Here is a 13,432-nt window from a genome sequence, read left to right on the forward strand (position 1 = left end):
AATTCCGTTTTTATTTCTTTTTGTTTTCGATAGCAGCTTTGACAAAGTCAACAAATAGCGGGTTGGGTTTTAGTACGGTACTATTATATTCTGGGTGATATTGTACCCCGACAAACCATTTCAGATTGGGTATTTCTACGACTTCGACTAAATGTGTGTCTGGATTTTCTCCGACACATTTCATTCCTGCTTTTTCAAATTCATCACGGTAATCACTGTTGAATTCGAACCGATGACGATGACGTTCTTTAATATGAGTGCTATTGTATGCTTTTGCAGCTTTTGACCCTTCCTGTAAGATACAATCGTATTCTCCCAGTCGCATAGTCCCCCCCATATTCGAAATGCTTTTTTGGCTTTCCATAAGGTCGATAACATTATGGTTGGTACTTACTTCCATTTCAGTAGAGTTGGCGTCGGCATATCCTAATACGTCTCTGGCAAATTCTATAACCATACATTGCATCCCTAAACAGATTCCAAAAGTTGGGACATCATGTTCTCTGGCATATTTCAGAGCTATAAATTTACCTTCTATGCCTCTTTGCCCGAATCCGGGAGCAATAATAATTCCATCCATTGATCCAAGCATTTCCTCAACGTTGTCTTTGTTTATTTTTTCTGAATGTATCAGTTTTAAATCGAGTTTATGATCATTATATGTTGCAGCTTGGAAAAGAGCCTCATTGATAGACTTATAAGCATCTGGAAGCTCGACATATTTACCTACAAGGCCAATGCGCACACTTTCTGTTGCATTTTTCATGCGTGCCAAGAATTCTTTCCACGGTTTTAGTTCTGGCGTTGACTTTATAGGCATACCTGTTTTTTGCAATACAATCTCATCCAATTTTTGTTGTTGCATCTTCAGCGGAACTTCATAAATCGACGGTACATCAATAGATTGTATTACAGCTGAAGGCTCTACATTACAAAATAAAGCCACTTTTCGGCGGATGTCGGTACTGAGCTCATGCTCTGTGCGTAGAACCAGTATATCGGGTTGTATTCCGACTTCTTGTAATTGTTTGACAGAGTGTTGAGTTGGTTTGGTTTTTACTTCTTTTGCTGCAGCAATAAATGGGACATAAGTTAGATGGATACAAAGGCAGTTTTTCCCCAGCTCCCACCGTAATTGACGTACACTTTCGAGAAATGGCAATGATTCTATGTCACCGACAGTTCCTCCTATCTCTGTAATGACAAAATCATATTCATTTTTACTGCCTAATAATTTTACATTTCTCTTTATTTCGTCAGTAATATGTGGGATAATTTGAACTGTTTTTCCCAAATAATCTCCTCGACGTTCTTTATCAATTACATTTTGATAGATACGACCGGTAGTAATATTGTTAGCCCGGGTTGTACGTGTATTAGTAAAACGTTCGTAGTGACCTAAATCAAGATCCGCTTCATGGCCGTCGACTGTCACGTAACACTCACCATGTTCGTACGGGTTAAGTGTGCCAGGGTCAATATTGATGTAAGGATCAAATTTTTGAATAGTAACATGATATCCTCTAGCTTGAAGCAATTTGGCCAGTGATGCAGAAATAATACCTTTTCCTAAAGATGACACCACACCGCCTGTGACAAAAATATACTTTGTATCCACAATGATATATAATTTAATACATTAATTATATGTGTATTATTTTTTAAACTGCAAAAGTATGAAAAATATTCAGAATTTTAGGAGATTCATCTTAGATTAATTATCAATTAACACTTGTATATTTTCCTGTAAAAATTTGATTATATTGTTTGTAATATCTTTTGAAGGGAATTAAGTTATTTATTTTTAATTATCTTTGCATGACCAGAGTGAAAAAATATGAAGAAGAGTAAGTGTTTTTTTTTAGTTATCCTATTTATTTCTATTATTGTGTGCAGGTTCTCTATGGCTTTTGCACAAACGGACACAATACCTGAAATACAGCGGGTGGTAGTAGATTCTTTAATTTATCAAGAGAAAATTGAGCCACAAGATACTGTTGTGCGTGTAGATACTCTTCGTAAAACGAAAAAGCAATTGAAGAAATCTGTAACTCCTCCGGTAAATGATAGCATATTGAATAGTTATCTATTGCGTCTTATAGAACCAGATACTACAAGATTTTCACCTGAAGTTGAACGGGCATTACAAATGGTTGTTGATTATGATTCCTTGATGATATATACCGATACAATACCTATAAATCCAATATTTATGCCTATTATATTTTCTAAATATCAGGATGTTAAGATTCCGACTATACATCTTGTTAAAGGCAAGAAAATGGATTATGGATTATCTTTGGGAAATAGTATAGATTGGTTGAAATCTGCAGAGAATTTTGAAACGTTGGGTAATCTGGCTCAATTGGATTTTATCGTTAATCACCCAGATTTGATAAAATATAATGATGAGAATCTACCTGATATTCCTGAAGTGGAACAATTGAAAATGAATCCGTTGCGAAATTTGATAACCTTGGAATCTCCGAAGATAGAAAAGGTCAGAAATATAAATACGGGGACAGTAAAATTGAAACATTGGATTTCGGGTTTTCAGAGTTCTATTCAGTTTTCGCAGGTGCATATCTCTGAAAATTGGTATCAAGGAGGAGAAAGTAATTTAAATTTGGTAAGTAATCAGGTCTATAATTTGAAATACGATGATTACAAAAAAATAATTTTTGAGAATACAATTCAATGGAAATTGAATTTGAGTAGTGCTCCTGACGATACAGTACATACAATAAGGGTGAGTGAAGATCTTTTTCAGATTAATTCTAAATTTGGAGTAAAAGCGTTTAACCGATGGTATTATACTGCTTCTTTGTATTTTAAAACTCAGTTACTAAATAGTTTTAAAGCAAATTCAAATGATAAACAAGCTGAATTCTTTTCTCCAGGTGAGCTTAATTTAGGTATTGGTATGTCGTATCAATACAAAAATGATAAACGTAAATTAGAATTGTCTGCGATATTGTCTCCACTTTCGTATAATCTCCGGTTTGTATTGGATGATAAAAGTATAGATCCTGCCAGTTTTAGTATTACAGAGGGAAAATCTCTTAGTCAATATGGTTCTTCTGTTGAGACGACAGTGAAGTGGGAGTTTATTCGTAATATGCTTTGGAATTCTCGGTTCTTCTATTTTACCAATTATGATCGTATTCAGATAGATTTTGAAAATAGTTTTGATTTTATTTTGAATCGTTTTTTTTCTACTCGGTTGTTTTTGCATATGAGATATGATGACAGGCAGCCTAAGAAAGATAAAGATACATATTTGCAATTTAAAGAATTATTGAGCTTCGGATTCAATTATCGTTTTTGATTTTAAATAGTATTATTATTGTCTGTCTTTAGGCGGAGGTAGGTGTGGTACGATTTGTTTTCGAGTTTATAAGCGATAATATCATGAGAAAGCATATACTGTTTTTTTTCTGGATTTCCTTTTTCTTTTCAGTTGAAGTAATCGGACAAATTTCGGCTAGATGGATTACGTCACCGGAAATAGGGGTCGATAGTCAAAATACATGGATTGCCTTTAGAAAAGAGGTTTATTTAAAATCCGTACCGGATACATTATTTGCACAAATAGCAGCTGATAGTAAATATTGGCTATGGATTAATGGTGATTTGGTCGTTTTTGAAGGAGGATTGAAAAGGGGACCAAATCCTAAAGATACGTATTATGATGTTGTGGACATTTCCCATTATTTAAAAAAAGGAAATAATCGGATAGTAGTTTTATTATGGTATTTTGGGAAAGACGGCTTTTCTCATAAAAGTAGTGGAAGGGCAGGACTATTGTTTAATGCCGTGGGGAACAATGTTTCTATTATTAGCAATAATACATGGAAGTGTAGGATACACCCAGCCTACAGTACAGCTTCGGCCCCTTATCCAAATTTTAGATTGCCTGAGTCAAATATTCTTTTCGATGCCAGATTAGATATCCCCGGATGGCAAATAGGTTTAGGTGATTTTTTACCGGCAAAAGAGTTGGGTATATGGGGTGATGCCCCATGGAATATATTACTTGAAAGACCGATACCTCAATGGAAAGATTATGGGATGAAGAGGTTTAAGGATGTAAGGCGTATTCCTGGGAGAAGTGGAAGAGATACAATTGTTGCTGTTTTGCCGTATAATACACAAATGACTCCTTATTTCAGTATTAATGATAAACATGGAGGGGCAAAAATTGAAATATGGACAGATAATACATATGCAGCGGGAGATATCAATTTAAGGGCAGAGTATATTAGCAGAAAAGGGAAGCAAGAATATGAATCATTGGGGTGGCTCAATGGACATAAAGTTTATTTTGTTTTACCGGATTCATTAGAGGTGAAACAGCTTTTGTATAGGGAGACGGGGTATGATACAGAAATTTCAAGAAGCTTTGTTTGCGATGATACGTTTTATAATAAATTTTGGGCAAAAGCATTGAGAACTTTGTATGTAAACATGCGAGATACATATTTTGATTGTCCAGAAAGAGAACGTGCACAATGGTGGGGTGATGAAGTGATTTTGATGGGAGAATCTTTTTATACGTGTTCGAGTTCAGTTCATGCGTTAATGAAAAAAGGCATACATGAACTAATAGCTTGGCAAAAGAAAGATGGTAGCTTGTTTTCTCCGATACCCGCAGGAAATTATGATAGTGAATTGCCTGGGCAAATGTTGGCTTCAGTGGGTTTTTATGGTTTTTGGAATTACTATATGAATACGGGTGACCGTCAGACGATATGTGATATTTATCCTGGTGTAAGAAAATATTTAGGTTTGTGGACTTTAGATGAAACCGGTCTGACAGGGTTTCGTTCTGGTGGATGGTCTTGGGGGGATTGGGGGGATAACAAGGATATTCGCCTCATTTTAGCGGGTTGGCATTATTTGGCATTAAAAGGTGCTTCCAATATGGCTAAATTATTGGGTAAGGAACAGGATGCCCTAGGTTATGAACAAATTATGGAAAAAATTAAAGTAGCCTATAATGCTTGTTGGGATGGAGAAGTATATCGTCATCCTGAATATAAAGATAAAACAGATGATAGAGTGCAGGCTCTGGCCGTAGTTTCAGGAATAGCAGATTCATCTAAATATAAGAAAATAGTTCAGTTCCTTAAGGCAAACTTCCATGCTAGTCCTTATATGGAAAAATACGTTATGGAAGCTTTGTTTATTATGGGAGAAGGTGAGTATGCAATGAGACGGATAGAAAAAAGATTTGGTCCGATGGTAAATAATGAAAATTATACTACTTTATTTGAGGGTTGGGATGTTAGTTTAAAAGGGTTTGGCGGAGGTACGGTAAATCATGCATGGAGTGGGGGGCCACTAATTGTTATAGCCCAATATTTATGCGGCATTATTCCATTATCTGCAGGATGGAAAGAATTTAAGATTGCTCCTAATCCTGTACATTTTACTTCTGCTTCTATTGAAGTCCCTTCTATCTCGGGAAAAATAAGTTCAAGTTTTCAGAAAAAAGGAAAGACTTTTGTTCTGAAAATTGTTGTTCCAGAAGGTACAACGGCACATGTCGAATTGCCTGTTGAGATAGGTCAGGAAGTGAGAGCTTTAGGAAAAAAATATCGGATTGGAGCAAATGATATCCAGTTACGGACTACAGGAGGATATGTAATGTCTTATAAAGTTTGTGGTGGTAAATATCGATTTGAAGTACGGTAAATTATTTCGGTTATTTTTAAGCATATTAGGGGTCTGATAAGATATTGTGAAAGATTTTTATTTTATCTATAAAAGAAAGGTGGAAAAGTAAAGAATTATTTATATTTACACTGTTAAAGAGAAAATAATGGAAATTTGCTATATATGATTTGAAAAGATAAAAGCTAATAACAATGAAGGCACGATTTTATTTTATGCGTATGACATTGATTCTTTGTTTGTCATTTTTTAGTTTAACATTATGGAGTGATAATGAGGGGAAAAAACTCAATATAATGTTTATTGGAAATAGTATTACACAAGGTGTCTTGTTAGAAAATCCAGAAAAACAGGCTCCTCCTGTCAAATGTGTAAACTGGCTTGAAACTCAATTGGGTGTAGAAAAAATTTCTTTTTTCAATGCAGGTCGGAGTGGTTGTACCACAATAGATTTTCTTCCAGAAACAAACAGCCTGTTTCCTTGGATGAAAATAGAGGCAGACAAATTGGCTAAAAATAAGGGAGTTTTATTGTTCTCTATTATGCTGGGAACGAATGATAGTGCAATAAACGGGACTAAGGGGGCTCCGGTCGAAGCTGGGCAATATCGTGAAAATATGAGGAAAATAATAAATAAATTATTGGATCTTTATCCCAAAGCAATTATTGTTTTAAATGACCCGCTTTGGTATAGTCCTAATACTTATAATGGAGCAATGTATTTAGTTGCTGGACAAAAACGATTGTTGGAATATATACCGGAATTAAGACGATTAGTTGGAGAGTATGCGCAGAAATTTCCGGGACAGGTAAAAACTGGAGATACTGAAGCATATAAATATTTTAAAGAATATTATCGGACAGACATGGTTGCTGAAGATGGAAATGCTGGAGTTTTTTATTTGCATCCGAATGATAAGGGAGGGTCTCGTTTGGCTGAGTATTGGGGACAAGCCATATTAAGAGCTATCGGCAAAGAATGATATAGTTCTAAAGTAAGATATAAGTCTAAAAATTAAAATACCATCATGAAACATTATTTTTTTTTATTATTAGCGATAAGTTTGTTTCTATCTTTACCGGTAAAAGCAGAAGATTATTTGATTTCTACTCCACAAACGTCTTTATTACTTTCTGGTAATAAGGGTGAAAAGTTGTATTTCCAGTATTATGGCAGCTATATTGATTCAGAAAAAGATGTTTATAATAGTGGAACAGAAATGAGAGAGCCGGTATATCCGGCGTTTGGTATAAATTGTGTTACAGAACCAGCTATACAAGTAACCCATTACGATGGGAATATGTCATTGGAATTATTGTTTGACAGAGTAGAAAAAAGTTCCGATGTAATTTCTAACACTTGGAAATTTGTGTTATATGATCCAGTGTACCCGTTTCAAGTGAAAGTTTGTTATCAAGCGTACAAAGATGTGGATGTAATAGAAACATGGACGGAAATTTCTCATCAAGAAAAGAAACCCGTAATCCTTTATAAATTCGCATCTGGATATATTCCAATACGTCAAGGCGAACATTGGCTTTCACATCTGCATGGAAACTGGGCTTCTGAATCTTATTTAGATGAAGAGTTGCTATTACCGGGAATGAAAGTAATAAAGAATAAAGACGGAGTTAGAAATGCCCAGACCGACAACCCATCATTCATGTTGTCCATCGGAAAATCTCCGGAGGAAAATACCGGGACTGTATTAGGAGCAACACTGGCATGGAGTGGTAATTATGCTTTAAAATTTGATATAGATCATAATCGAAATACACGTATTTTTGGAGGAATTAATGAAGAAGCATCTCACTATATACTTATGCCTAAAGAAGAATTTATAACACCGGAACTGGTCCTTACATATAGTACGGAAGGAAAAGGTGGTGTAAGTCGTAATTTCCACCGTTGGGCTCGAGATTATAAGGTGTCACATGGTAATCAGCTACGAGATATTTTATTGAACAGTTGGGAAGGAGTTTATTTTGGTATCAATCAACCGGTGATGGAACAAATGATGAAAGATATATCTGGCCTTGGTGGAGAATTGTTCGTTATGGATGATGGCTGGTTTGGTGAGAAATATCCGCGTGATAATGATTCAACAAGTTTAGGAGATTGGATTGTGTGTAAGAAAAAGCTTCCTAATGGAATTACCAGTTTAGTAAAATCTGCTCAGGACAATCATATAAAATTTGGTATTTGGATAGAACCCGAAATGGTTGATGATATCAGTGAATTATATGAAAAACATCCAGATTGGATTATTTGCCAGAAAAACAGAATTCCAGAAAAAGGTCGGGGAGGAGCACAATTAGTCCTTGATTTATCAAATCCAGAAGTTCAAGATTTTGTTTTTGGAGTTGTCGATAATTTAATGACAGAAAACCCGGATATTGCTTATATTAAGTGGGATGCTAATATGACTTTGGCCAATTATGGTTCATATTATTTACCTATGGATAAGCAATCACATTTGTATATAGATTTTCATAGAGGATTGATTAATGTTTTGAAGCGTATTCAAAAGAAATATCCCGATTTAGTAATGCAGGCTTGTGCAAGTGGGGGAGGACGTGCAAATTATGGTTTGCTCCCATATTTTGACGAGTTTTGGGTGAGTGATAACACCGATGCATTACAGCGCATATATATGCAGTGGGGGATATCCCATTTTTTCCCTGCTTCTACAATGGCATCTCATGTTAGTGCAGGGCGCAATCATCAAACTGGAAGGGTTACTCCATTAAAATTTAGATTTGATGTTGCGATGTCTGCTCGTTTGGGGATGGAAATGCAACCTAAAGATATGACTCCAGAAGAATATGAGTTTGCCCGAAAGGCAATTACAACATATAAAAAAATACGCCCACTTGTACAACAAGGGGATCTGTACCGTTTGATTTCTCCATATGATAAAAAAGGTGTTTCATCTTTGATGTATGTAACTCCGGATAAAAGTGAGAGCGTATTCTTTGCGTACAAGCTTGAACATTTTCGAAATCAACCCATTCCCCGTTTTCGCATGGCTGGTCTGAATCCTGGGAAAAAGTATAAATTGGAAGAAATAAATCAGGTGAATACTAATTTACGGCAACATGGGAATGTAATAAGTGGTAAATATTTAATGGAAGAAGGCATTGATATACCACTGGACAGAGAATATTCCAGTATGATAATTCGTTTGAAAGAGATAAAATAAAGGGGAATATGAAGAAAATTTATGAAAGGCATTTATACTTAAGTACAGATGCCTTTTATTGCCATTTTAGAGGTATTCCGAAACCAATTTGACCCATTAGTCGACCTGAAATATGATTGTTCGAAAACATTTTTTCTTCAATTAGTTGATTGGTGTATCGGTTAGTACGGCCATACCATATAGGATATTTCCCTGGAAACAGTTGGTAATTGATATCAAGAGTCAAATAGATTTTGCCAATGCGGTAGCTGATATCTATACCTGGACTTATATAGCCCATATCTCTTGAGGGTGTATAAGTCCCTGGTTTTATTAAATATTGAACTTCTTCCATTTGGTTGTTACCGATACCTTTTAAATCAAGAAGAATGCGTGACATATTGATGGTCGTAATGCCAGCAGCAATGCGAGGAGAGAATAACCAGTTACCTTTTGAGATACGGTAACAGAAGCCGACTTGTAAGTATGGTTCAGCTATGTTATCACGTTCATTGTACAAGTTAGATGTTATATAATAATTTTGTTTGAATGGCGCAGATACAGTTTGTAGCATATTTGAGTTTTCTGTATCGAAACCACTTCCGAAAGTAAATCCCAAACCTGCGAATATACCCCATTCCTTTTTAAAAAAATAAGTAAGCTGTAATTGGCTTGATAAAGAAGATTTTTTGTCACCGATTAAACAATCAGAAATATTTCCAGAACTGAAATCGGAGAAGTATATACAGCTTCCGACATTAAAATCGAGGAGGACTCGAGGATGGGAAAGTTGTTTCGATGCATTTTCTTGTGCATAAATTCTTGAGGTGAAAAGTATAAGGAGTAAACAAACGGTATATTTAGGATGATGATATATATGCATAATGTTTAGTATAAGGTGGTTATGGGGGTTACTGCGGATAATTTGCGTCCACTTTCGAGAATAAGTGATATGGCAAATCTTTGTTCGCCGGTTTTAAGAAAAGTTAATAATGCAATATCTATATCTGCAGGGAATCCATTAAAAATATAGACATTATACTTTGATAGTTCTGTATTTCCGCTACTATACTGGTTGGGTATAATACGGAAATATTCAGAGATATCAACATTGTTGGAAATATCTATAACTTCTATGCGAGTTATTTTATCATATAATTGGTAATATCCATTTTCTGAAAGTTTTTGTTGAGGGATGGGCTTTATACGTATGGCATATGCTTCTTGGGGTATTGGAGTATTATCTTCAACGATGACAGGTTCTTCCCCGGCGTTATTGAGATTATAGATTTCTATATTTTGTAAATCTATAATTTCGGGCTCTTTTTCATTAAACGATTCTCCACAAGAAAAGCTTATATTTAAAAAAAGAATAAAAGCCGATAATATTAAAAATGAATGCTTTCTCATAAAAGTAAAGAGATGATATTTTTGCAAATATAAACAGATTGTTTTTTAGACAAAAAGATAAATCTGTTTTTGTGTTTTCTTGGTTTATTATATATTGTCTGTTTGTTGATGAAGTTGTGTGTTACCCATATAAGTCAAACCGGGAATCAAAAATCAAGCTTGATTTTTGATTCCCGGTTTGACTTATAATATAATTATAGGTTGTAAATATTATTTGAGAATGATTTTTTGAGAATGTTTTTCTGTTGAAGTCATAATTTCTAGAATATAGCATCCTCGGGGAAAGGTCGTTACATCAATTAGTGAACCGTTTTTTACTTTTTGTTGAAAAACCTTTTTCCCATCAATAGAAGTAATAGAAATATATGGATTTTCTGTTATTTCGTCTAATACAACTTTAAACTTTGTTGTTGCAGGATTTGGAAATATTTTAGGGCTTATTTTTTTCTCTGTTTTAGATATGCCGGTGGGTCCGCTTATATCTCCGGTATTATCCCCACCACCGAATGTATACGACATGTAATTGTTTGTTTCTGTACATTCTTTTCCTCTTTTACCGTAGTTGACATTTACGTCTACACGATAAGTCCCTTGAGTATAAAACCAAAATGGCTCAGAATTATCTATATCCATATCGATATATTCACCTCCGGAAATGTTTTCTTCATGTACATTTGATAATGCTTCATATACGATTTGCTCTGTCTTTAAGTCTGTTACAGTAAACTGAACGAGACAGCAACCTGGGATTGATGGTCTTGTTGGAGATACAATCCCTTTTTCTATATTTTTTACTCTCACTCTAAATCTAATAGGTTGATTTTCTGGAATATTTATATCATCGATATTCCCTTTTGCTCCATCTAAAACCCAAATTTTTTCTGGAGCTAAGTCTCCTCCTACTTTAATGTTGGCGTTAAAGTCTTTGATCGTATAATGTATAATTTTAGCATAACCATTTTCTTCACCTAATAGCTCGTAAGATCCATCGTCGTTTTTCCTAGCATTGAGTGCATAAGTAAAATCTGTCCAACCACTTTTTTCTCCTACTTCTGTACCTGGAGTAATTTGTCCAATAAATTCACATGTTTCTCTGTTATAAACATTTATTTTACCGTTCATAGCTAAGAACATGAAAAAGTAATCTCCGGCGAATGCAATTGATTTGGTACCGATCTCGACTCCTGGGTCGGTGACAGAACCAGTTCCTGATTTAGAACTCGCAGGCAGGATTAATTCTTGATCATGTTTCCAGTTTTCAGTTGGATTTGCGATGGTATTTGCCAATTTTTCTTTTATGTTTTTATAGACTAATACAGTCGTTCCGACCTGTCCCCAAACGGAAGGTGCAGGATTGGGATTCGCTTGAGTATAACATCCTACAATCATTTCATCTCGTTCCGCATCATACATTAACCGAGTTACCTCTATTATATATTCAGGTAGTTTATATGAGATAGGTGACTCGTATTGTAGAACACCATTATCGTCTATACCTTTCAGTTTGAAATATTTGAAATGAATATTTGAAGGAGTACTTATTTGGTCTGTCATCCAAATATTACCATTTTTATCTGGAAATATTGAAAATGTATTTATTTTTGAAAATTGAGATATTTCATTGTCATTTTTTTGTCCATCACCGTTTTTATCTTCCCATAATTGGTCTACTCTGAGTTCCATACAGGGAATTGCAATGTAACCATGAGTCTTTTTATCGAAACGGTATCCTCCTAATATACTGGAGTACATATTAGTTACAAATAAGAAATCTTCTCCTTGAATTTTGCGTTTGAAAACACCACATTTTATAGGAGATGGTTCTTCTTGCCGAAAATCAGAGGGAAAAGTAAATGGGTCATGAGTTGTAGCTATCAGTTTATCCATTCGATTACCTTGCTTTGAATAATCTAATTCATATAATTTATCCGTTCCGTAAACGATATTATGTTGAGTTTGGTCAAAATCTCCTGTACTGGTAAATACTAACCCTTCCAGTTTCCAGTTTAACTTTTTCGTGTTTTCGTTGTAAGAATATAAGACTGAAGTGGAGGTGCCGGGAAACATATTAGAAACATATATATTACCATTATCGTCGATACCTACACCTGTAGGACCGGGAAAACGCAGGTTACCCATTTCTCCTTGGAGATATTCACCTCCGTCAGGTTTGGGAGATTTTACTAAGGTTCCACCTGTGACACCAAAAGTATCGGATAAAGTTGGATTTTTTGAATATATATTTGTATATATTAACACGTTGAGATCTTTTCCACTATTGGCGACGAGAATTCGCTCTTGTCCTCCTATACGGGTATCTACAGAAAAAGATTTAGGAATAACATCACTGGGCAGGTTGATGGTAAAACGTTTAGCTCCATTTGTTAAGTCTATACCGACAATTTGATTGTTTTCTTCTTGTAACATCCAAACGATTCCTCGCTTATCTGCGGCTATGTATCCTACGCCACCTTCTGATATTTTAAATCCTCCAAGTGGGTGACTTGTACTCATTTCGTTTTTATCATAAATTTTTATGGAATCTGGAATATTGTATTCGGGGATACCGGGTACGGCAACAATTAGTTTATTGTCTGCGATAGCCAATCCTTTTAGGTATCTTCCTTCCTGATTTGCAACAATAAGCATATTCCCGTATGGCCCATAGCCTTCCTTAAATGGAGCAGCATTCCCTGTTTCGACATAATAGCGAGTAATTAATTGCCATTCTATTCCTTCATTTTTGGGAGGATATTGTCTTAACCCATTGTCATTTAAGTTGTCATTTCCGGAATTTCCGTTGAAAATCATTAGTTGGTACACATATTTGTCGTCAAGTACAACAGCTTTTCCGGAGTTTCGTCCCCAACTTCCAGTTCCAGATTCATAAGGAACACTGTAAACTTTTCCGTCTTTCCATAGTCCGACATTTGTACCTCCTTCGTCCCAACCGGTAATACTGGCAACCATTCCATCTCCACGAACAAAAATGGCGTCCATACTGTGAGGAACATGTGTATATGGAGTTCCTCCGTCATTTGCTATCCAAGATGTTTGATAATTTGTTAGATCACCTGAATAACAATTATTCGGATATTGGGCATATAGAGAATTTATACCAAGTATGTTGCCCAATAAAAAATAAACATATTTTCTTTTCATGT

General features: G+C 35.2%; 8 protein-coding genes. 4 read left to right on the forward strand and 4 right to left on the reverse strand.

Annotation, left to right across the window (positions count from 1 at the left end):
- Positions 1 to 10 precede the first annotated feature (10 nt).
- Positions 11 to 1,621 (reverse strand): CTP synthase, encoded by a 1,611-nt coding sequence (locus BN2628_RS13950; RefSeq protein ID WP_044228430.1) that lies wholly within the window; start codon positions 1,619 to 1,621, stop codon positions 11 to 13.
- 216 nt (positions 1,622 to 1,837) lie between these two features.
- Between BN2628_RS13950 and BN2628_RS13955 the strand changes: the two genes are divergently transcribed.
- The 4 genes from BN2628_RS13955 (at position 1,838) to BN2628_RS13970 (ending at position 8,879) form a co-directional block, all read left to right on the forward strand.
- Positions 1,838 to 3,328: a DUF3078 domain-containing protein gene (locus BN2628_RS13955; protein WP_082430179.1), complete on the forward strand. Its 1,491-nt coding sequence runs from the start codon at positions 1,838 to 1,840 to the stop codon at positions 3,326 to 3,328.
- Between the two features lie 83 nt (positions 3,329 to 3,411).
- Positions 3,412 to 5,697 (forward strand): alpha-L-rhamnosidase-related protein, encoded by a 2,286-nt coding sequence (locus BN2628_RS13960; RefSeq protein ID WP_052431513.1) that lies wholly within the window; start codon positions 3,412 to 3,414, stop codon positions 5,695 to 5,697.
- Positions 5,698 to 5,870: 173 nt separating this feature from the next.
- The gene (locus tag BN2628_RS13965) at positions 5,871 to 6,659 is read left to right on the forward strand and encodes a GDSL-type esterase/lipase family protein (RefSeq protein ID WP_257606494.1); all 789 of its coding nucleotides are present in this window, start codon (positions 5,871 to 5,873) and stop codon (positions 6,657 to 6,659) included.
- 45 nt (positions 6,660 to 6,704) lie between these two features.
- Positions 6,705 to 8,879: an alpha-galactosidase gene (locus tag BN2628_RS13970; protein WP_044228424.1), complete on the forward strand. Its 2,175-nt coding sequence runs from the start codon at positions 6,705 to 6,707 to the stop codon at positions 8,877 to 8,879.
- Between the two features lie 55 nt (positions 8,880 to 8,934).
- Here the strand turns inward: BN2628_RS13970 and BN2628_RS13975 are convergent, their stop codons facing one another.
- From BN2628_RS13975 to BN2628_RS13985, 3 genes are all read right to left on the reverse strand, one after another.
- On the reverse strand, positions 8,935 to 9,741 hold the full coding sequence (locus BN2628_RS13975; protein WP_044228421.1) for a hypothetical protein: 807 nt from the start codon (positions 9,739 to 9,741) through the stop codon (positions 8,935 to 8,937).
- A 5-nt stretch (positions 9,742 to 9,746) separates the two neighbouring features.
- The gene (locus tag BN2628_RS13980) at positions 9,747 to 10,268 is read right to left on the reverse strand and encodes a hypothetical protein (protein ID WP_044228418.1); all 522 of its coding nucleotides are present in this window, start codon (positions 10,266 to 10,268) and stop codon (positions 9,747 to 9,749) included.
- Between the two features lie 210 nt (positions 10,269 to 10,478).
- Positions 10,479 to 13,430, reverse strand: coding sequence for a T9SS type A sorting domain-containing protein (locus BN2628_RS13985; RefSeq protein ID WP_044228415.1), 2,952 nt, complete (start codon positions 13,428 to 13,430; stop codon positions 10,479 to 10,481).
- Between the last annotated feature and the right edge of the window lie 2 nt (positions 13,431 to 13,432).

Source organism: Gabonia massiliensis (assembly GCF_001403595.1).
Classification (GTDB): domain Bacteria; phylum Bacteroidota; class Bacteroidia; order Bacteroidales; family Coprobacteraceae; genus Coprobacter; species Coprobacter secundus.